This window comes from Paraburkholderia sp. JHI2823 (assembly GCF_038900695.1).
Lineage (GTDB): Bacteria > Pseudomonadota > Gammaproteobacteria > Burkholderiales > Burkholderiaceae > Paraburkholderia > Paraburkholderia mimosarum.
Window position 1 is genome coordinate 143,894 of sequence record NZ_JAYMRY010000007.1, and the last position, 21,250, is coordinate 165,143.

Genomic DNA, 21,250 nt, shown 5'->3' on the forward strand with positions numbered 1-21,250 from the left:
CTATTGGGTCATTAATCGGTGCGTTATCGAAAATCGGCAAACCTTGAATGCGGTGCAGCAAGGGCTGGGGCGTATGCTACGTTGTTGCGCCCGTGACGCTCGCGGTATCGGGAACGCGCGGGAACGCTGCTTGCTTGATGTAAGCCCCCCGCGCAACCGCAATGCACACGCGCGCCACCGCGCCCAAAATTTACGAGCCCATGACGAAGAAAACCGCCACCCGCATCGTAGAAGGACAGCCTTTTCCGCTTGGCGCCACCTGGAACGGCCGCGGCGTCAACTTCGCGCTCTTCTCCGCGAACGCATCGAAAGTCGAACTGTGCCTCTTCGACAAAACAGGGCGGCGCGAACTCGAACGCATCGCGCTGCCCGAATACACCGACGAGGTATGGCACGTGTACCTCCCGGACCTCGAACCGGGCGCGATCTACGGGTATCGCGTGCATGGGCCCTACGAGCCGCACGCCGGCCATCGCTTCAATCCACACAAGCTGCTGCTCGACCCTTATGCGAAGGCGCACGTGGGCACGCTGCGCTGGCACCCGGCCGTGTTCGGCTACACGATCGGCAGCCCGGATGCCGACCTCTCGTTCGACACACGCGACAGCGCGCGCTACGTGCCGCGCTGCCGCGTGGTCGATCAGGGCTTCACCTGGCATCACCCGCTGCGCGAGCGCGTGCCGCGAGAGCGCACCATTCTCTACGAAACGCATGTGCGCGGCTACACGATCCGCCACCCCGAGGTGTCGCACGAGGAGCGCGGCACGTTCGCGGGCCTTGCGCAAACGCCGGTGCTGGAATACATCCGCGGGCTCGGCGTCACGACCGTCGAACTGATGCCGGTGCATACCTTCGTGAACGATTCGCATCTGCTCGAACGGGGCCTCACGAACTACTGGGGCTACAACACGATCGGCTTCTTCGCGCCGGACCCGCGCTATTCGGTGGGCGCGTACGGCTCGATCGACGAATTCAAGAACATGGTGGACCGCTTCCACCAGGCCGGGCTCGAAGTGATACTCGACGTCGTCTACAATCACACGGCCGAGGGCAGTGAGCTGGGCCCGACGCTCTCGTTTCGCGGCATCGACAATGCTTCGTACTACAGATTGCCAGACGAAAGGCGCTACTACATCAACGACACGGGCACCGGCAACACGCTCAATCTCTCGCACCCGCGCGTGCTGCAGATGGTCACCGACAGCCTGCGCTACTGGGTGCTCGAAATGGGCGTGGATGGCTTTCGCTTCGACCTCGCGACGATCCTCGGCCGCGAGCCCTACGGCTTCGACGAGGGCGGCGGCTTTCTCGACAGCTGCCGCCAGGACCCGATACTCGCAAGCGTGAAGCTGATTGCCGAGCCATGGGACTGCGGCCCGGGCGGCTACCAGGTGGGCCGCTTTCCGCCCGGATGGGCCGAATGGAACGACCGCTTTCGCGACACCACGCGCGCCTGGTGGAAAGGCGACGAAGGCAAGGCAGCCGACCTCGCCACGCGCCTGTGCGCCTCGGGCGACAGTTTCAACCGGCGCGGACGCCGGCCGTGGGCGAGCGTGAACTTCGTCACCGCGCACGATGGCTTCACGCTGAACGACCTCGTTTCGTACAACGAGCGCCACAACGAAGCCAACGGCGAAGACAACCGCGACGGCCACGGCGACAACCTTTCGTGGAATTGCGGTGCGGAAGGCCCGACCGACGACCCCGAAATCCGCGCGCTGCGCGAGCGCCAGAAGCGTAACTTCCTCGCGACGCTGCTGCTCTCGCAAGGTACGCCGATGCTGCTCGCCGGCGACGAGTTCGGCCGCACGCAGTTGGGCAACAACAACGCGTACTGTCAGGACAACGAGGTGAGCTGGGTGGACTGGGCGGGCATCGACGACGCCGGCCGCGCGCTCGCCGACTTCGTGCGCAAGCTCACGGCTCTGCGCCATGCGCTGCCGGTATTGCGGCGCAACCGCTTTCTCATCGGCGAGCACAACGCCACGCTCGACGTGACCGACGTCGAATGGCTCTCTCCCGCGGGCGTGCCGCTCGAGACCGGGCAATGGGACGATCCCGCGATGCGTTGCTTCGGCATGCTGATCGATGGGCGCTCGCAAACGAGCGGCATCATGCGTCTCGCTTCGGACGCGACCATGCTCATCGTGCTCAACGCGTATCACGACGTGGTGGAATTCACGCTGCCTTCCGTGCCCGGCCACGATCAGTGGAGCTGCCTCATCGATACGAACATGCCCGTGCGCGACGAGTTGCCCGAATTCGAAGCGGGTGACATGTACCAGGTGACGGGCCGTTCGCTGCTGCTGTTCGCTCTCCAGGCGCGCGGCGCGACGCAGCGCGTGTTTCAGCGGCTCGAAGAAAATCTCACGGGATGAGCATTGCCCAACTGGACTGCGGACTGGCGGCATCGTCGCCGGTCCGTTGCGCAGCGCGTGGCGGGGTAGGCGGTTAGTTGCACAACCTGGGAGGGATCAACGATCCTTACCGCGATATCGCTGCCCCCTTGCCGCCCGCTTAGCGCTAGCGGCAATCCGATTGGTCACATAAAAACGCCGCGTGCGACGTCACGCCCCCACTCGCGCGATCACCTTCGCGTTCGCCGCCATCCGCCAGGTATTGCGCCCCGCGCGTTTCGCCTCGTACATCGCGGCATCGGCAAGACACAGCGGGTCGTCGGCCCGCGTCCTGGGCTCGACCTGGGCTTCCGCCTGGACTTCTGTCCTTTCCTCGCCCTCGGCCGCCAGCACCGCGCTGGCGGCGTCCACGACGCCCGCCGCCCCTCCGGCGCCGGTCAGCACCACACCCACGCTCGCGCTGGTCTCGATCACGCGCCCCCCGACGACGAACGCCTTCGACACCTCACGGCAAATGGCCGCCGCGATGCGTTCGCCGGTGCGTGCGTCCATCACGCCTCGGCTCGCCACGACGAACTCATCGCCACCCAGGCGGCTCACCACGTCGCCCGAGCGCACCGTCGCGACGAGCCTGCGCCCGATCTCCTTGAGCAAGCTGTCGCCCACGTCGTGGCCGTAGCGGTCGTTGACCGCCTTGAAGCCGTCCATATCCATGAAAAAGAGCGCGAACGGCTCACCGCTCGCGCGCAACTCGCGCAGCGCGTCCTGCAGCGCGCGCCGGTTCGCGAGCCCGGTGAGCGGGTCGACCAGCGCCCGCTCGCGCAGGCGCCGCTCGGTGCGGTGCTGCTCGGTGACGTCATGCGCCATGACGTAGAAACCCGTCACCTGGCCGTCGCGCCGCACCGGAATGTAGGTGACCGACCACACCTGGTCGACGTCGGCCCGATAGCGCACCTCGTCGCAAGTCACGCGTTCGCCGCTCAGTGCGCGCGCGAAGAATGGCTGCAACCGCTCGAACACGTCGGGGGGCAGCGTCTCGCTCAGGCTGCGCCCGCGCAATGCGGCGGGGTCCGTATCGAACACGCGCCTGTACGTCTCGTTGTTGAACTGGTAGCGGAGGTCGCGATCGACCACGGCAACCAGCGCGGGCAGATTGTCGGTGATGATCTGCAGCGCGTCGCGGCTGCGCCGCAGTTCCGCCGTGCGTTCGCGCACGCGCGCTTCGAGTTCGATGTGATAGTTGCGCAGCGCCTCCTCGCTCTTCTTGCGGCTCGTGATGTCCTGCACCGCCGCGATGAAATGCAGCGGGGTGCCCGACACGTCGCGCACGAGCGACACCGCGAGGTTGACCCACACTGTCCGGCCGTCGGGCCGCAGGTAGCGCTTTTCCATCGCATACGTGGCCTGGCGGCCCGCGAGCAGTTCGGCCACCTGAACGAGATCGGCGGCGACATCGGCCGGGTGCGTGATCGAGGCGAAGGTGCGCCGGCGCAGCTCGATCTCCTCGTAGCCGATGATTTCCGTGAACTTCTGGTTCACGTCGAGAAAGCGGCCGTCGAGATCGACCACGGCCTTGCCGATCGGCGTTTGCTCGAACACGGTCCGAAAGCGCGCCTCGCTGATGGCAAGCGAGCGGCGATCGCGTTCGTGGGCCGTGCGTGAGCGGACCAGTTGCTGACGCAACTCCAGCTCGCGCTCGACGAGCTGCGCGAAGTCTGCCAGCATGGCGGCCTCGCGCGCGTCGAAGCTACGCGGCTTCGAGTCGATGAGACACAGCGTGCCGACCACCTGGGCATCGGGCAGGCGCAGCGGCGAGCCCGCGTAGAAGCGGATGTTCGGTGCGCACGTGACGAGCGGATTGTCGAGAAAGCGCTCGTCTTCGAGCGCGTCCTCGACCACGAGCATGCGCTTGCTCAGGACCGCGTGGGCGCAGAACGACACGCTGCGCGGCGTTTCGCAGGCGGCCAGTCCGTAATGGGACTTGAACCACTGGCGGTCTTCGTCCACGAGCGAGATCAGCACGATCGGCACGCCGAACGCAAAGGCAGCGAGCCGCGAGATGCGGTCGAAGGCGTCTTCGGGGTCGGTATCGAGTATGTCGAGTTGCCGGAGCGCCCGAAGGCGCACGTCCTCGTCCAGAGGAAGCGGAGCTGTGATCATGGTGTAGGCATCGCGAGGGCGGATACGTTGCGTGGCGCTTCCCGCACCGGCGCGCCTCACCGGGGTTTACGGCTGCGCCACGCAAAAACTGAAGTTCGCAGATGTGCCGAGCTGGCGCTGCGCGCAAGGCTCCTGAAACAGGATTTCACGCGAGCCGGAACAACAATTCAATGCACGAACGTTCGGTAAACGATGGGCTTCGCCAATCATCGCCCGTGCCGGCATTTGCGCGCGTGCTGTATGCGCGGCTCTAACGCGCTCCAGGGGGAACGGTCGCGCGCCCAATCGATTCGCGATCCGAACTACATGTTTAGCTTTCGGGTGGCATCGGCGTGGCATGCCGAATCCGACGCATCGACGAGCCCTCGCGCTTGAAACAACGCTTCGCCGATGTACGCCGGCACGCATCGGCAATTTGCGGTACGCGGCTTGCTGCATCTGGCCGGAGGCGGCCAGAACCGCTGCGGCATCGCCTTCAGGCTGACATGGGAATCGTCGGGAGTCTGGCCTGACTCAACGCGCTGTTCCCTCCATATTCCATAAGGAGACCATCATGCCGACTTTCACCCCTCCCCCCATGCCGACGCGCAATGGTGCGCGCATCATCGGCAAGGGCCGCGTGAGCGCCGCGGGGCCGGGCCCCGACGTGATGGCGGCCAGCACGCTCGATAGCGACCGCGTACTCAGCTCGGACGGCCAGGAAGTCGGCAGGATCAAGGAAATCATGCTCGACGTGCAGAGCGGCAGGGTGGCCTATGTGGTGATGTCCAGCGGCGGCTTTCTCGGCATCGGGGACAAGCTGCTCGCCATTCCCTGGGGCGCGCTCATGCTCGACACGAGCCGCAAGTGTTTCCTGCTCAATGTGTCGTCCGAGCGCGTGAAGGAAGCGCCCGGTTTCGACCGCGACAGCTGGCCCTCCATGGCCGACGCGAGTTGGGGCAGGACGCTGCACGAGTATTACGGCGCCGAGCCGTACTGGGCAGAGGTCGAACCCGTGACGCCGCGTCACTGACGCGCGTTGCCGCGACCAGCAAGAACGACAGGCTGGCGTTCGGGGCCGGTCGCTGGGCCGGGCGAGCGCCCGGCCTGTGCTTCTCCGTGCTGTGTTCGCGCAGAGCGTAACGTACCGGCCGCGATCCGCCAGTGGCCGAACCGCGTATCCAGGCATCAACACCCATCTTATGATCTGACACCGATTTGAATCTGGATCGCGGACAGTCACGCCTTTGAGCGCCAGCGATGGCGCCGCCCGGCGAAAGGACACTCGACTCACCGCACGCGCAATGGGCAACGCCGTCGCGGCCTCGCGCTCCACGTTAGCTTTCGTGCACGCGCCACGCAGCAGCCGTTACACCAATGCGGCGAACTGAACGCGATATCGCACCCTGCTCGCGCCATTGGCCGTGGCCTGCGAGGCATAGACTGGTTCAGCTGTCAAAAAGGGCAACTGCGGAACACGGGGGCAGTGATGCGGGTCACGAACTGGATACTGGTGCTGGAATGCGCGTATATGGAGTTTTCCAGCTGGCGCGGGAAGAACGTTTACCGTCGCACCGTTGCGTACGATAGCGTCGTTTGGTGCTAGACAACATTGGCCTGCCCGAACCGGCAGCCATCGACGCGAGGACGATCCTCCACTACAGTCGAAGACGTTGATAGCGCCCGGCGAGGGGCGCTCGCCAGAGAAGCCCGGCTTCCGTCATCGTCACTGGATTCGAGGACTCGTACATGCTGTTTCCCGCAGTCGCCACCATCGCCTTACTGATCGTGGTCTATGTTCACGCGAATATTCCGCGCTTCACGGCCCGAGGCCCCAAGCGGATCGTCGCCCACGCCGTGCTATTGCTCTCCGGTCTCGGCTTCGGCATCGTCAGCGCAATGCTCTCGGGAACGATTGCGCCGCCATGGGCGGTGATCGCCTGCGGCATGGGCCTCGTGCACCTGCCGACGCTGTGTGTGCTGGCGCTCAAGCGCTTCGGGCATTCGGGCCGCAGTTGACGCCGACCTCGGCCACCGCGTCGATGAATACTGCCGCCTTGCGCAGGAATCCGAATCATTTTTTCGCTATCACGGTGCGCTGACACTCGGCCAATGCGCCCAGACCGCCCCGCGATTCCGGGCGTCTTGCCGTTCACGCGTCGCCCCGCATGTCAGGGTAGGCCTCGATTGCGGGACACCCCCGCCCCGCCTTCAGTTCTCTCGCGGCGCGCCGTAAACGTGTTCAGTGCGTTGCCGCGTGGCGCGTAAAGCCCTTCAACTTGTCCTGCAACGTTGCCCCTCGAGTTTCTGGAGCCTTTTCGTGTTTGCACGACTCTCTATCTCTGTCCGTCTGCGCATCGCGGTCGGGATTCTGGCCTTGCTGATCGTGGCAGCCGGCGTTTCCGGCCTTGCGGGCATGTCGCGCACCAATACCGCGCTCGGCTACGCGTATTCGAACCAGCTCGCCGCCGCCATCAACATCGGCAAGGCGAACCTGCATCTCACGATCGCGCGCACGACGCTCGACCGCATCCTCCTGCATCCCGACGCGCCCGATGTACAGCCGTTGCTCGAGAAAGCGCAAAACTACCTCGCCACCTCGAATACCGCATGGGAAGTCTACCGCTCGCTGCCCCACGCCCCGGAGGAACAGGCGCTCGCCGACGGCGTGCAGGCCGCCCTCACCGGCATGCTGGAGCAAGGTATCCAGCCGCTCATGACCGCGATCAGGCAAGGCGATCGCCAGGGCCAGGACGACATCGCGATGAAGCGCATTCCGCCGCTCTCGGTCGCGCTGACCAAGGCTTCGACTGCGCTCGAAGCATGGCAGAAGGCGCACGGGGAGCAGGCGTTCGACCGCGCGCAGGAGCGCTATTCGTGGCTGCGTACGGGCAGTATCGCGCTGATCGTGCTCGGCCTCGCGGTGGCGGGTGTGTGCGCCGTGGGCCTGCACCGCGCGATTGCCGCGCCGCTCGATTACGTGCAGGGCGCGCTGCAGCGCATTGCGGGCGGCGACCTCACCGCGCAGCTCCAGGCGCGTTCCAGCGACGAAATGGGCCGCCTGGTGACCAGCCTCAAGGCGATGCAGGATGCGCTCGCGCAAACGGTGCGCAAGGTCACACACAGCTCGGAATCCATCGCCACGGCGACGCGCCAGATTGCCGCCGGCAACGACGACCTTTCGCAGCGCACCGAAGAGCAGGCCGCCTCGCTCGAGCAAACGGCCGCGAGCATGGAGCAGCTCACGGCCACGGTCAAGCAGAACGCCGAGAACGCACGCACCGCGCAGACGCTCGCCAACAGCGCGCAGGAAGTCGCCAATCGCGGCGCGCAGGTCGTGAGCAATGCGGTGCAGACGATGGAGCGCATCGACGGCAGCTCGCAGAAAATCGCGGATATCACCGGCATCATCGAGGGCATTGCTTTTCAGACCAACATTCTCGCGCTCAATGCCGCCGTGGAAGCCGCGCGTGCGGGCGAACAAGGCCGCGGCTTCGCCGTGGTCGCGAGCGAAGTGCGCTCGCTCGCGCAGCGCTCCGCCGCTGCCGCGAAAGAGATCAAGACGCTGATTGCGGAATCGGTCGAGCACGTTTCGTCGGGCTCGCAGTACGTGCGCTCGGCGGGCGAGACGATGAACGAGATCGGCGAGTCGATCGGACGGGTGACGACCATCGTGCGCGAGATCGCAAACGCTTCGGAAGAACAGCGCGACGGCATCGAACAGGTGAATCTCGCCGTTTCGCAGATGGATCAGGTCTCGCAGCAGAACGCAGCGCTGGTGGAAGAAGCGGCCGCGGCCGCCATGGCGCTCAGCGAGCAGGCCGATTCGCTGCGCGATGCCGTGGGGGCGTTCCGGCTCGCGCACTGACCGCATTCGAGGCGCCGGCAACCGGCCGCCTCCGTTGGCGCTGACAGCGGGGAAACGCCATGAAGGCGGGAAAGCGTGCCCCGCCATGGGCCGCATCCCTCAGGCCGACTTTGCGCCTGCCCATACCGGCCATTCATACAGCGTTTCCCTGAGGCCCGCGCGCGTCAACTCACGCGCGAGGCCGGACGTATCGAAGTCACTGGCCTTTTTTGCGCCTGCCGCGCAACCGCGCTTTTCGAGCCGTTCGGCCAGCAGACAGCAAAACGGGTCCAGCGCGGCGGTGCCGTGCGTAACCGCGAACTCTTGAAGCACTTCCTGCACGCCGGCTTCCTGAGTCGCTGCGGAAAGCATGCTGGCGATATGCGACGCGCCGCGAGCGAGTTCGAGCGCATACATCGATTCGTAATAGTAGAGGCCGCCTTGGCGCGCCTTTCTCAGGTTCTTTTTCATGATTTCCCCGTAAGCCTGGATCCGGCATGCGTTTGCATCTTTGCAGGTGACCTGTTACGGGGCAATGAAATGACGTGCGCGACAACGTAATCTGTCGCTATGTCTCAAAAAGTTGTTGTTTTGTCTCACACGTCGATTGCAGGAACCCCGTTACTTGCGCTAACGCATCAACGCCATCCAGTAGCGCCAGTCGTCGCTGGCGGTCTCGCCGCCCTGCGCGGCGCCGTTCATTGCCAGCATGCGCACGGCGCGCGGCGAAAGGCCGATCGAGCGGCGGAACGCGCGTGCGAAGTTCGCGGCGTCGGCGAAACCATAGGTGGCCGCGATGTCGGCAATCGACAGGTTCCGGCGCGCCGGGTCTGCGAGCATTTCTCGGCAGCGCCGCAGGCGCCGCTCGCGCACGTAGGTCGCGAAACCGCCCTCCTGCTCGAAGAGCCGGTAGAGCGTGGCGCGCGAGATGTCGAACGCACGCGCGACCTCCTCCACGCTCAATTGCGGGTCGCTCAGGCGCTTCTCCACATAACGGCAAATCGACACGAATGCACACTGCTGAACCGCGGGCACGTGCTCGGGGCTCACGCTCGCGTTCAGCACGGAGGCGGCAAGCTGAAGCGTGGCGGGCATGACCGCCTGGGCGTTCGCGAGCGTCATCTGCGGGGCGTGGCGATACAGCGCGCCCAAATGCTCGCGCAGCAGTGCGACCGTGGGATCGTTGCCGCGAATGACGCGCATGCTCTGCTGGTCGGGCGCTTTCAGCAGCGGCGCGAGCAAACGCCGCGGCACCGCCAGGTTCAGAAATTCGCTGCGCGTGGTTTGGGTCGCCAGCGGCTGGGCGGCATCCACGATAAACATGTCGCCCGGCTGCGTGCACGATTCAGAACCGCCGTCGCGCACGCGGCAATGGCCGCTTAGGTAGAACTGCAAAACGTATTGATCGTGGCCGTCGCGTCCGATCTTCGCATTCGAGCGATCGTAACGCTGCGCGCCCGTCTGAATCGAACCCAGCACCACGTCGCCGACCAGGTAGCCGCTCACGCTGGTCTCGAAGCCGGCGTCGCGCGAGTCGGCGGTCTGCGTATCGAAAATGACGCTCACCGCGTCGCGCCACGCAGAAAATTGCTGGTCTGGCGGCAAGACACGGGTATCGAATTCGGAATGCGGCAGAGAGTTCTGCGTGTCGCTCATGGGCCACTCCGGTGACGGAAATCCTCGACTCGACAACTACGATATCGGTTGCGTGCGGAAATTCTTTAGGGCGGGCTGCGGCGGAATTTCGCTGGGGCACGCGTTTTGTCCGCAGGCGGCAATGCACGCCGTTCACGACGCGCGTTCATGCACGCACGACCGTCACACCCGCCGCCTCGATCGGCTCGGTCAGCTTCGCGTCCGTCGAGCGCTCGACCACCACGGTCTGCGCCATGCCGATGGGACCGATGCAGTACGGCGACGCCGCGTTGAGCTTGGCGGCCGAGGCCAGCACGACCGTTTCCGCGGCACGCGCCGCGAGCGCACGTTTCACATAGGATTCCTCGAAGTCGCCGGTGCTGAGCCCTGCTTGTGCATGCACGCCGGTCACGCCCATGAAGTAAAGGTCCGCGTGAATATGCGCGATCGCCTCCACGGCCGCCGCGCCGACCGTGACCACCGAATGCTTGTACAGCTTGCCGCCGATCAGCACGACCTCGATGGCCGGATGTTCGGCCAGCGCGACCGCGATGCCGGGGCTATGCGTCACGATGGTCACCTGCAAATCGGCGGGCAGGCACTCGACCAGAAGCGCAGAAGTCGTCCCGCCGTCGACGATCACCACTTGCCCCGGCGCGATCATGTCCGCCGCCTTTTGCGCGATGCGCCGCTTGGCAGCCACCTCCATGCCGCGGCGCTGGGCAATGGGCGCCACCGCCGGCGAAGCCGGCAGCGCGCCGCCATGCACGCGCTGAAGCAGGCCTTCCGCAGCGAGTTCCCGCAAATCGCGCCGCACCGTGTCTTCCGAAACGCCGAACGTTGCGCTGAGTTCGCCGGCTAGCACCTGGCCGTCGCGCTTGAGCGCGTCGAGGATGGCTTTCTTTCTCTGGTCTGTGAGCATGGGGCGTGGCGTGGGTGTCTGCACGAATTTTCTTGATTTTGCACGAAAATGCACGATACCATGAATACCGGACGTCGAAGGAGGAACGAAATGACTGCGACCCGAGACCGCGTGCGAATGATCGAAACCGCCGTGCTGTCCGACGACTGGTATGTACTCAGGAAGGTGACGTTCGACTTCCTGCGCAGCAACGGCACGTGGCAACGCCAGAGCCGGGAAACCTACGACCGCGGCAACGGCGCGACCATCCTGCTGCACGACCCGAAAAGCGGCAACGTCGTGCTCACGCGGCAATTTCGCATGCCGACGTTCGTCAACGGACACGACGGCATGATGATCGAGACGCCGGGCGGCCTGCTCGACGACGCCGCGCCCGACGAGCGCATTCGCGCGGAAGTCGAGGAAGAGACCGGCTATCGCGTGCGCAAGTTGCGCAAGGTGTTCGAGGCGTATATGAGCCCGGGCTCCGTGACGGAAAAGCTGTACTTCTACCTGGGCGAATACGATCCCGCCGAGCGGCCCGGCGCGGGCGGCGGCGTGGAGGAAGAAGGCGAGGATCTGGAAGTGGTGGAAGTGCCGCTCGACGAAGCGCTGAGCATGATCGAGCGCGGCGAGATCGTGGACGGCAAGACGATCATGCTACTCCAGCATGCGGCGCTTTCCGGCTTCGCGCGGTAACATGGAGCCCTTTGCCCGGTTTGACTTCCTCACCTCGAAACGCTCATGTACATCGTCTCGCTGACCTATACGGCTACGCTCGAACGCATCGACGACGCCCTGCCCGCTCATCGCGCGTATCTCGACGCGCAGTTCGAAGCCGGCAACTTCATCGCCGCCGGCCCGAAAATGCCGCGTGACGGCGGCATCATCATCGCCTCGCACATGCCGCGCGAGCGGCTCGACGCGCTGCTCGCCGCCGATCCCTTCGCGCAGCAAGGGCTCGCCACCTATGCGGTTACGGAATTCAAGGCGACGCGGCTCGCGCCCGGCCTCAATCTGCCTCGCGCCGAAACGCCATAAAACGCCGATGCGGGCTGCTCAGTTCGATGAGCCCGCAACCGGCGCCATCATGCCCGACCACACGATTTCCAGTTCCACGGCGATGGATCGCGCAAGCCCGTCGAGCCCAGGAAACAGCGACGCATTCGTGATGTTCATGCGATAGAGCCACTTCATCGCATCCATGCGGATGCGCGCGGGCAGCACGATTTTGTGCAGCAGTTCCTCGTGGCTCTCGTAGCCTTCGAGAATCGCCTGCAGAGGCTTGTCGATCACGCCCGGCACGACGAAGGTGCCCGATTGCGCGACGAGACGGTCGTCCATCTCCGTAGGCTCGCCCGACCAGAGAATTTCGTTCGTGTTGCTAAAGAAGTAGCGTTCGAAGTTGTCGTGCACACGCGGGTCGATCACGTCGCGCGTGAGCGTGGGATTGTGCTTCGGCAGCGCGCGATTGTTCCAGAGCGCGGGCGTGTTCAGTGCGTAGACGGCGGCGTCGCCGGTTGCGCGCTCCAGCGCGAAAAAGGCCGCGACGAACGGGCTCTTGGTGAAATCGAGCAGCCGCGTGGGGGCGCCATGGTGCTGCATGAGCGCGAGACAGCGCAGGTCGTCCTTGAGCAGTTCCGGATGCGCGAGAAAGTTGTGCGCCTTGCGGCGAAATACGCGAATGGCGCGCTCCTCGCGCTGCCGCCACTGCAGCCGGTCGCCCACGTAGTCGCGCATATAGCGCGTGAGCGAGCTTTCGAGGTGCCACTGCGCGTTCAGCTGGCCGCGAAAGGCCCAGCCGTCCAGCTGCGTCGTCAGCGCCATGAACTGCTGCCAGTCTGTGAGTACCGTGGTCTGCATCGTCGTTGCGTGTGAGTTGACGTGGGCGTTTGCGGTTGGCGCCCGCTTCGCGCGAGGCTCCCGGTGTAGGGGGCCGCACCAGGCGCGCGCCCCGCGGAACACGCTAGCACATCGACGATGACAACATCACGAAGGCTTTCAGCCGCCTTGCTGCCAACTCACGCGAGCGCGCGCAGCATTGCGATCTGCTCGCGCCAGCGCGCCAGCACGCGCTCGGGCTCGTAGAGCCGGAACGTCACGCCGCTCAGCACTTCGGCATACTTCGCGCGATGCTCGGTGACGGATTCGATTTCCACGCGAAACACGCTCAGTTCGGGCGCCGTCTGCGGCTGCGCCACCGCATGCGCCCGCGCGCGGATTTCCAGCAGCGCGCCGTCATGCGCGAGCGAGAGCGTGAGGCGGCCGTCGCGCGCGAGGTTGCGGGTGGTGTTCGACTGCGGCCAGACCGCGATGAGCAGCGTAGCGGCGTTCACGGCCAGGATTTCGCCCGCGCTCAGTTGCGCGGCGTGCGGCCAGCCGTCCTCGCTCACGGTCGAAAGACGGACCGCAGCGGTCGTGCGCGCTTCGAGGTGGTCGCCGTCGAATTCGCGCACGATCGCCGCGGGCAGTTGCGCGGCCGAAGCGGAGTGCCCAGGCGCGGGGGCAGATTCATTCTGTTGCATGGGGCGTTCCTTGCGTGCGTCGTTACCGGCTCAGATTGGACCGTAGCGCCGCGCCGAAGTCAAACCGCCCCGCCCGTCGCTCGCTCAGCCCTTGGTCGCGCCGAACGTGAGGCCCGCCACAAAGTGCTTCTGCATCGCGAAGAACATCATCACCGAAGGCAGGGCGGCCAGGACCGAACCCGCGGAGACGAGGTTCCATGCCGTCGTCCACTGCCCCTTGAGCGCGGCCACGCCCACGGTGATCGGTGCGGCGTCGTCGCCCTGGGTCAGGCACAGCGCCCAGAAGTAATCGTTCCACACGAACGTGAACACGAGAATGGCGAGCGCGGCAAGTGCGGGTCGAATGAGCGGCAGCACGATGCGCACGAACACGGTCCACTCGTTCGCGCCCTCGATGCGCGCGGCTTCGACGAGTTCGTACGGCAACTGCTTGATGAAGTTGCGCAGGAACAGCGCGCAAAAACCGGTCTGAAACGAAAGATGAAAGAGGATCAGCCCGCCCACGGTGTTGTAGAGCCCGAGCCTGAGTGTGAGATCGCGCACCGGAATCATCAGCACCTGGATCGGCACGAAGTTGCCTGCGACGAAAGTCGCGAACAGCGCCGCATTGCCCGGAAAGCGGTAGATCGCGAGCGCGTAGCCCGCCAGCGCCGCCAGCGCGATGGCCCCGGCCACGGCGGGCAGCGTGATCTGCACGCTGTTCCAGAAGTAATGGAGCATGGGCGAAGTCGTGAGCGCGTCGCGATAATTCTCGACCATCGCGAAGTGCCTCGGCCAGCCCCAGTAGTTGCCTTCGCTGAGCTCTTCGGTGGAGCGCACCGAGGTCACCAGCACGGCAATGAGCGGCAGCAGCCAGATCACCAGCGCCACCGGCAGCGAGAGCTTGTACAGGCGGCGCGGCGCGGGCTTCCATTTGTCGATCGGAATCGGGAACATAGGCGGCTCCTCGTAGCGGGTTCAGTGCTCGCTGCGCAACAGGCGGCGCAGGTGATAGACGATATAGAGCAGCATGATCGCGAACAGCACGACGGCAATCGCGGCGGAATAGCCGAGCCGGTAATACTTGATCGCCTGGTCGTACATGTAGTACGCGAGCACCGTGGAGCTTTCGAACGGGCCGCCGCCCGTCATCACGGAGATGAGGTCGAAGCTGCGCAGCGCGCCGATCACCGTGACCACCACGGCCATGAACGTCACGGGCCGCAGTTGCGGCAGGATCACGTGCCACAGCATCGTCCAGCCCTTCGCGCCTTCCATGCGCGCGGCTTCGATCTGCTCGCTGTTGAGCGTGGTCAGGCCCGTGAGATAGAGGATCATGCAGTACGCGGTTTGCGGCCACAGCGCCGCGAAGATGATGCCGGGCGTGGCATAGCGCGCGTCGCCAAGCACGGGGATGCCGTGCCCCACGATGATCGCGAGCAGGCCGAACGTGGGGTCGTAGAACCACGAATAGATGAGGCCGACCACCACGCCGGAAAGCACGAACGGCGCGAAAAACAGCGACTTCACGATGCGGATGCCGCCCACGGCCTGGTTCAGGTACAGCGCGATCGCAAGACCCATTGGCGGCGCGAGCAGGAACAGCACGAGCCAGATCACGTTGTTCTTGAGCGCCGTGTAGAACGTGGGCGACTGGAACAGCTCGATATAGTTCGCAAGGCCGATGAAGCTCGCTTCGCTCATGCCGTCCCAGTTGTAGAGCGAAAGACGCAGCGTGGAGAGGATCGGCCAGATCACGTAGACCGCGAACATGATGCATGCGGGCGCGAGAAAAAGACACGCGGCGCGGCGCTGGCGGCGCGCCGTGGGCGAGACCCGGCGGCGCGGTTGTATGCCACGTCCGCTTGCGCGCGGTACGGCGCCGCTCGCGTCGCCCGGCGGCGCGGCGCCGTCCACGCGCTGCGCAACGGAGTGAGTCACTGCCTGTCTCACGGCAAAACCTCCTGTCGATCCAGAGTTGGCGCTTCAGCGCTTACTCTGGTCCCATGCAAAGCTTGTCGACTCCACAGCAGGCGGCGCAAGTACGCACCGCCCGCATCCCTTCGAACTGCTTACTTCTTGTAGATGCGCTGACGCGTCTGCTCGAGCTGCGCGAGAATCGCGTCGAGCCTGGTCGGATCGGCCACGAACTGCTGCATGCCCTTCATGCCTTCGTCGGCCATCTCCTTCGTCATGTCGCGATCATAGAACTGCGCGATGCCGCCCTTCGTATTCGAAAGAATCTGGAAACCGATCTTCGAAATCGGATCTTCGGGCTCCGGCGACTTGCTGTTGGCCGAAAGCGAACCGAGTCCCTTCGCGAGTTGCGAGCCGATCTCCGGCGTTTGCGTAAACGCCAGGAACACATGCGCATCGGCCTTGTTCTTCGCCTTCCCCGGAATATGCAGCGATTCGACCGGGCCATCTTCGGCGGTCGGCACGTTCGGATCGATGATCGGGAACTGGAAGTAGCCCATTTGCTGCTTGACCGTCGGGCTGAAACCGCCCGTGATGAAGGTGCCCATCAGCATCATCGCGGCCTTGCCCTGGAACAGGAACGGCTGGGCAGCATCGAGATCGTAGGACAGCGAATTGGGAATGAAGTCGCCGTCGTCGAGCAGTTGCTTCCAGGTGACGTAGACCTTCTTCACGCGCGGATCGGTGTAGGGCACTTCGCCCGCCATGAGCTTCTGGTGGAACGCGTTGCCGTTCAGGCGCAAGTCGAGATAGTCGAACCACCCGGCGAGCGTCCATGCGTCGCGCCCCGCGACCGCGATCGGCGTGATGCCCGCGGCCTTGAGCTTCTTGGCAGCGTCGAGGAATTCATTCCACGTCTTGGGCTCGCTCTTGATGCCCGCCTTGTCGAACAGATCCTTGCGATAGAACATGCCCCACGAGTAGTAGACCGTAGGCGCGGCGTACTGCTTGCCCTGGAACGACGAGGCCTCCTTCGTCGAGGCATACATGCTGTCCCAGTTGTTCTTCTTCCAGTCGTCCGAAAGGTCTTCGAACAGGCCGCGCTTGGCGTAGTAGGCCATGCGCTCGCCGTCGTGCCAGTTCACGATGTCGGGCGGCGCGGTCGTGAGCCAGTTCGGCAGCTGCACCTTGTACGCTTCTTCATCGACGAACGACACCTTCACGTCGGTGCCCGGGTGCGCTTTCTTGAACTCGTCGACGACCTGTTCCCAAACGGCGCGCTGGCTCGCGCCCTTGTAGGCGATGTTCATGGTGAGCGTGCCGGCCTGCGCGGCACCCGCGAATGTGCCTGCAAGCGCGCCCGCCGCCAGCATTGCGGCAACGAGCAGGGTCCGTGGTCTGAAGGTCTTGCCGATCATGCGTGTCTCCTTGGTTATACGTCGTTGTCGGTGCTGCATCCGGAAGCAACTGGCGATGCGTTCATCGCCGGGTCATCGCGCGTTCACGACGAGCGGTAAGCGCTCACGCCCTGCGCTTCTATCGTACGCGAGCCGATCACGAATGCCTCGTCGGGAATGTCCGCAGATAGCGTGTGCGTGCCCGGCCCGTAGTTGAATACCCACGTGAAGCCGCCGCGCCGGCTCACGCGTATCGCGTCGCCAAGCGGCTGCGGCACGAGGCCGGCTTCGCGCGCGGCGCCCGCAAAAACGGCCTGCGTGGTCGCGTCGTCGAACAGGCTCGCGAGGTAATGGACCGCCCCGCTCTTCACATAAGCGGGATGCCCGTCGCCGAACGTCGCGCGAACCTCCGGCACGGCCCATTCGTTTTCGCCCGCGTTCGTCACTGAGCCACCCAGTTCGATCAGGTCACGCCAATGGCGCGCATGGCCTTCCTGCGCGGCAGCCCCATCGAACTTCACCGGCTCGCTGATGTCCGGCCGCAGCGACTCCACGCGCCACACGCGCAGCGGCAGCAGCGCCGCGAGCGGCCCCGGCGGCAGGTTGGCCGGAATCTGCAGATCGACGGTCTTCGAGCCCGTGCGCGGCCCGATTACGATCTGTGCGCCCGACGCCGCGAGACGCTGCGCGAAGTCGTCGGGCACGATGGGCAGCGGCGGCACGACGATGAGCCGGTAGCCGTCGAGCGGCGCATGCACCGGCACGATATCGACGTCGAAGCCCAGCGAGCGCAGCGCCGAGTAGTACTCCACAGCAAAGCGCGGATAGTGGAAATCCGCGCCTTGCGGATGGATCTCGAAGAGCCACTTGGCCTCGTAGTCGAATACGAGCGCAACGGGTGTCTTGACGTCGAAGTCGCGGTCCGCCTTTGCCGCCGCGAGCACCGCCTCGATTTCCCCGGCCACGCGCGCGGCCTCCGCGCTGGCGAGATCAGGCCGGTTATCGGGCGTATTCAGGCCCGCGTGCATCTGCTCCTGCGCGAACGGCGCCTGGCGCCAGCGAAAATACGACACGCAGCCCGCGCCATGCGCGAAAGCCTCCCAGCTCCATAGGCGCACCATGCCCGGCAGCGGCGCGGGGTTCCACTGCGCCCAGTTCACGGGACCAGGCTGCTGCTCCATGACCCAGAACGGCAGCTTCGACATGCCGCGATACACGTCATGATTGAACGAGGCGAAATCCGGGTGGCCCGTGCGCAGATAGCGCGCCTTCACGTCGGGCGCGAACCACTGCTGGTCGAGTGCGCCGAGCGGATAGCTGTCCCAGGCCGCGACGTCGAGATCGGCGGCGACCTTGTAGTGATCGAACTCCATGAAGAGCTGCATGAAGTTGTGCGCGATGGGCCGGCCCGGCGCATGTGCGCGCAAAATGTCCACCTGCATGCGGTTGTAGCGCTGCAGTTCGTCGGAAGCAAAACGCTGGTAGTCGAGCCGGTGCGAAGGATGCGCTTCGGTCACGGTGCCCACGGGTGCGTCGATCTCGTCGAAGCTGCGGTACTCCATGCTCCAGAATACGGTGCCCCACGCGGTGTTGAGCGCCTCGATGCTGCCGTAGCGCGCCGCGAGCCATTCGCGAAAGCGCCGTACGGCCGCCGGCGAATAGCTGACCACCGTTTGATGGCAGCCGTACTCGTTGTCCGTCTGCCAGTACGCGACAGCGGGATGCTGGCCGTAGCGCGCGGCGACCGCCTCGCAAATGCGGCGCGAGGCCTCGAAATACGCCGGCGACGAAAAATCGTAGTGCCGCCGCGAACCGAACCCGCGCACGCGGCCATCGGCGCCTACGGGCAGGATGTCGGGATGCTGGTCGATCAGCCACTTGGGCGGCGTGGCCGTGGGCGTGCACATGACCACTTGCAGGCCTGCCGCGCCGAGCGTGTCGATCGCGCGGTCCAGCCAGCCCCAGTCGAATTCGCCGGGCGAGGGTTCGATGCGGCTCCACGCGAACTCGCCGATGCGCACCTGCGCGATGCCGAGCGCCTTCATGCGCGCGGCGTCGTCTTTCCACATGGCCTCCGGCCAGTGTTCCGGGTAGTAACAGACTCCAAGACGCATTCCTGTCCCCTCGTTCGCAGCTCTCATTCTGTTCTCATGCGGTTTGATCGATGGTGGCGAGCGGCGCGACGGCAAAGCCGTCCTCCGCGAAGAGATGGCAGGCGTTCGCGCTCGCACGGAACCGCACGGTGTTGCCGCTTTGCAGGCGCGCGTCACCGGGGGCCTTGGCGACGAGCACGGCTCCCCCCGGCTGATCGAGGTGCACGTAGCTGTGCTCGCCCAGCTCCTCGACCAGCGTGACGGCGCGCGCAATCGTCAAGGTATCCTGATGATCCTTCGATGCCCTCGATGGGGCGTCACCCTCCGCGAGTTCCAGATGCTCGGGGCGCACGCCGAAGGTAACCGGCGCACCCACGGCAAGCCGCGCGCCCTGCACCGGCAGCCGCACCGTTTCGCCGCTTGGGTCGAGCGTCACGCTCACGCCGTTCGTCTCGATGGCGGCCACGCGCGCCGGCAGGAAGTTCATGCGCGGGGAACCGATGAAGCCCGCCACGAAACGGCTCGCCGGACGGTGATAGAGGTCGAGCGGCGCGCCCACCTGCGCGATGCTCCCATGTCGTTCGGTGTCCTTACCGCTGTGCAGCAGGACGATCTTGTCGGCGAGCGTCATCGCCTCGATCTGGTCGTGCGTCACGTACACCACGCTCGCCTGCTCGAACTGGCGATGCAGGCGGGCGATCTCGATGCGGGTCTGGCCACGCAAGGTGGCGTCGAGATTGGAAAGCGGTTCGTCGAACAGGAACACGCCGGGCTCGCGCACGATCGCGCGGCCAATCGCCACGCGCTGGCGCTGTCCGCCTGAAAGCGCCTTGGGATGACGCTCGAGCAGCGCTTCGAGCTGAAGAATGCGCGCGGCCTCGCGCACCTTGCGATCGATCTCGGCCTTCGGCGTCTTTGCGAGCTTGAGGCCGAACGCCATGTTCTCGTACACGGTCATGTGCGGGAACAGCGCGTAGCTCTGAAACACCATGGCTACGCCGCGCTGCGCGGCGGGCACATCGTTCACGAGCGTGCCGCCAATGGAGATGTCGCCATCGGTCACGTCTTCGAGGCCCGCGATCATGCGCAGCAGCGTGGACTTGCCGCAGCCCGAAGGGCCGAGGAATACACAGAACTCGTTTCTGCCGATCTCAAGATCGACGTTGCGAATCACCGGCGCGTTCTCGCCGTATGCCTTCTGAACGCCGCGTAACGAAATGCTCGCCATCGTCCCGTCTCCATGTTCTAATCAGCACGACACGGAGATTAAGCGCTTAATCAGCAGCCTTAAAAAAGCGATCGCCGTAGCGATCCTGGCTGGCTTGTCTCCGGTAATCGTTTTGATTGTCGGGGCAATGTTGCAGTGGGCGTGACGATCATGCAAATGTTGAATGACCTTCCCATATTCTGAGATTACATGGCGACCCTGAACGAAGTCGCGCGCCGCGCCGGCGTCACGCCCGCCACTGTCTCGAACGTCTTGCGCGAGCGCGGGCGCGTGGGCGAGGCTACGCGCCAACGGGTGCTCGAAGCGGTCGAGGCGCTCGGCTATCGCCCCCACCTCTCGGCCCGCGCGCTCGCCGAGGGGCGGCCGCCGACCATCGCGCTCATGGTGTCGAGCATCGCGAACCCGTTCTACCCGGAGTTCGCGCTCGCCGTGGAGAATGCGCTGCGGCGCAGCGGGCGCTTCCTCATCATCTGCAACACCGACGGCGACCCGCAAAAGGGCCGTGCTTACCTCGAACAGATCGCGGGCACGCTTTCAGCGGGCGTGCTCGTGATGAACGCGAACCTCGATTTTTCCGATTTGCGCGCCACCATGCGGCGCGGCGCGCCCGTGGTGCTGTGCATGTGGGAGCGCCCGCTCGATCCGCCCGGCCTGCCCTGCGTCGCCGTGGACTTTCGCCTTGCGGGCGAGCTTGCCGCGCAGCATCTGCTGACGCTCGGGCACAGGCGCATGGGCGCGATCGTCGGCAGCAAGGTCTCCGGCATTCACGCGGCGCGCCATGAAGGCTTCGTCGCGGCCCTGCAGGCTGCCGGGCTCGACGGCGCAGGCGCGCCCGTGCGCCATGCGCCGGATACCACCCAGGGCGGCTACGCGGCCGCGAGCGAGCTGCTTGCGCGGCATCCCGATCTCACTGCCCTCTTCGCGACCAATGATCTGCCCGCGCTCGGCGCGATGCAGGCCGCCGCCGATCTCGGGCTCAACGTACCGCGCGATCTTTCCGTGGTCGGGATCACCGACATTCAACTTGCGCGCGAATCGCGGCCCGCGCTCACGACCGTTGCGGTCGCAACGGTCGAGGCAGCGGAGCGGGCTGTCGAACTGCTCACGGAGCTGGTCGAAGCGCCGCATTCGGCCGCGGGTGCGGCCTCGCGGGTATGCGTGGTTTCGGCGCCGCGGCTAGTCGTGCGGGCTTCGACGGCGGCGCCTCGCAAGTAAGGCAAACGCAAGGTTCG

General features: G+C 65.3%; 18 protein-coding genes. 7 read left to right on the forward strand and 11 right to left on the reverse strand.

The window, feature by feature from the left end:
- Nucleotides 1-200: 200 nt before the first annotated feature.
- A complete protein-coding gene (gene glgX, locus VSR34_RS10915) occupies nt 201-2,378 on the forward strand; it encodes a glycogen debranching protein GlgX (protein ID WP_028211299.1) in 2,178 nt (725 codons plus the stop codon).
- 189 nt (nt 2,379-2,567) lie between these two features.
- Here the strand turns inward: glgX and VSR34_RS10920 are convergent, their stop codons facing one another.
- Nucleotides 2,568-4,517: a PAS domain S-box protein gene (locus VSR34_RS10920; protein WP_342962482.1), complete on the reverse strand. Its 1,950-nt coding sequence runs from the start codon at nt 4,515-4,517 to the stop codon at nt 2,568-2,570.
- A gap of 553 nt (nt 4,518-5,070) precedes the next feature.
- On the opposite strand from VSR34_RS10920, the gene VSR34_RS10925 reads away from it, so the two are divergent.
- The 3 genes from VSR34_RS10925 (at nt 5,071) to VSR34_RS10935 (ending at nt 8,364) form a co-directional block, all read left to right on the forward strand.
- Nucleotides 5,071-5,529 (forward strand): PRC-barrel domain-containing protein, encoded by a 459-nt coding sequence (locus VSR34_RS10925; RefSeq protein ID WP_244145290.1) that lies wholly within the window; start codon nt 5,071-5,073, stop codon nt 5,527-5,529.
- 716 nt (nt 5,530-6,245) lie between these two features.
- Complete coding sequence (locus VSR34_RS10930; protein WP_028211298.1) at nt 6,246-6,515, forward strand: hypothetical protein; 270 nt, start codon at nt 6,246-6,248, stop codon at nt 6,513-6,515.
- A gap of 301 nt (nt 6,516-6,816) precedes the next feature.
- On the forward strand, nt 6,817-8,364 hold the full coding sequence (locus tag VSR34_RS10935) for a methyl-accepting chemotaxis protein (RefSeq protein ID WP_342962483.1): 1,548 nt from the start codon (nt 6,817-6,819) through the stop codon (nt 8,362-8,364).
- Nucleotides 8,365-8,463: 99 nt separating this feature from the next.
- Here VSR34_RS10935 and VSR34_RS10940 read toward each other — a convergent pair whose 3' ends face one another.
- The 3 genes from VSR34_RS10940 to VSR34_RS10950 form a co-directional block, all read right to left on the reverse strand.
- Entirely contained in the window at nt 8,464-8,814 is a 351-nt protein-coding gene (locus VSR34_RS10940; RefSeq protein ID WP_342962484.1) for a hypothetical protein, read from the reverse strand.
- A gap of 159 nt (nt 8,815-8,973) precedes the next feature.
- On the reverse strand, nt 8,974-9,999 hold the full coding sequence (locus tag VSR34_RS10945; protein ID WP_342962485.1) for a helix-turn-helix domain-containing protein: 1,026 nt from the start codon (nt 9,997-9,999) through the stop codon (nt 8,974-8,976).
- Between the two features lie 145 nt (nt 10,000-10,144).
- The gene (locus tag VSR34_RS10950) at nt 10,145-10,900 is read right to left on the reverse strand and encodes a DeoR/GlpR family DNA-binding transcription regulator (protein WP_342962486.1); all 756 of its coding nucleotides are present in this window, start codon (nt 10,898-10,900) and stop codon (nt 10,145-10,147) included.
- Nucleotides 10,901-10,990: 90 nt separating this feature from the next.
- Here VSR34_RS10950 and VSR34_RS10955 point away from each other — a divergent pair, with 90 nt between their 5' ends.
- Both VSR34_RS10955 and VSR34_RS10960 read left to right on the forward strand, forming a co-directional pair.
- Nucleotides 10,991-11,578, forward strand: a complete 588-nt coding sequence (locus tag VSR34_RS10955) for an NUDIX domain-containing protein (RefSeq protein ID WP_028230219.1) — start codon at nt 10,991-10,993, stop codon at nt 11,576-11,578.
- A 45-nt stretch (nt 11,579-11,623) separates the two neighbouring features.
- Nucleotides 11,624-11,920 carry a YciI family protein gene (locus tag VSR34_RS10960; protein ID WP_028230218.1) on the forward strand — a complete coding sequence of 99 codons (297 nt, stop codon included), beginning with the start codon at nt 11,624-11,626 and terminating at the stop codon, nt 11,918-11,920.
- Nucleotides 11,921-11,938: 18 nt separating this feature from the next.
- Here the strand turns inward: VSR34_RS10960 and VSR34_RS10965 are convergent, their stop codons facing one another.
- From VSR34_RS10965 to ugpC, 7 genes are all read right to left on the reverse strand, one after another.
- Nucleotides 11,939-12,742 (reverse strand): FRG domain-containing protein, encoded by an 804-nt coding sequence (locus tag VSR34_RS10965; RefSeq protein WP_028211292.1) that lies wholly within the window; start codon nt 12,740-12,742, stop codon nt 11,939-11,941.
- Nucleotides 12,743-12,900: 158 nt separating this feature from the next.
- Nucleotides 12,901-13,404: a pyridoxamine 5'-phosphate oxidase family protein gene (locus VSR34_RS10970; RefSeq protein WP_342962487.1), complete on the reverse strand. Its 504-nt coding sequence runs from the start codon at nt 13,402-13,404 to the stop codon at nt 12,901-12,903.
- 84 nt (nt 13,405-13,488) lie between these two features.
- Nucleotides 13,489-14,340: a carbohydrate ABC transporter permease gene (locus VSR34_RS10975; protein ID WP_028230215.1), complete on the reverse strand. Its 852-nt coding sequence runs from the start codon at nt 14,338-14,340 to the stop codon at nt 13,489-13,491.
- A gap of 21 nt (nt 14,341-14,361) precedes the next feature.
- On the reverse strand, nt 14,362-15,300 hold the full coding sequence (locus VSR34_RS10980; RefSeq protein ID WP_342962512.1) for a sugar ABC transporter permease: 939 nt from the start codon (nt 15,298-15,300) through the stop codon (nt 14,362-14,364).
- A 155-nt stretch (nt 15,301-15,455) separates the two neighbouring features.
- Nucleotides 15,456-16,718, reverse strand: coding sequence for an extracellular solute-binding protein (locus VSR34_RS10985; RefSeq protein ID WP_028211289.1), 1,263 nt, complete (start codon nt 16,716-16,718; stop codon nt 15,456-15,458).
- 83 nt (nt 16,719-16,801) lie between these two features.
- Complete coding sequence (locus VSR34_RS10990) at nt 16,802-18,811, reverse strand: beta-galactosidase (protein ID WP_342962488.1); 2,010 nt, start codon at nt 18,809-18,811, stop codon at nt 16,802-16,804.
- Nucleotides 18,812-18,845: 34 nt separating this feature from the next.
- Nucleotides 18,846-20,018 carry a sn-glycerol-3-phosphate ABC transporter ATP-binding protein UgpC gene (ugpC, locus tag VSR34_RS10995; RefSeq protein WP_028230212.1) on the reverse strand — a complete coding sequence of 391 codons (1,173 nt, stop codon included), beginning with the start codon at nt 20,016-20,018 and terminating at the stop codon, nt 18,846-18,848.
- Between the two features lie 189 nt (nt 20,019-20,207).
- Here ugpC and VSR34_RS11000 point away from each other — a divergent pair, with 189 nt between their 5' ends.
- A complete protein-coding gene (locus VSR34_RS11000; protein WP_028230211.1) occupies nt 20,208-21,233 on the forward strand; it encodes a LacI family DNA-binding transcriptional regulator in 1,026 nt (341 codons plus the stop codon).
- Nucleotides 21,234-21,250 lie beyond the last annotated feature (17 nt).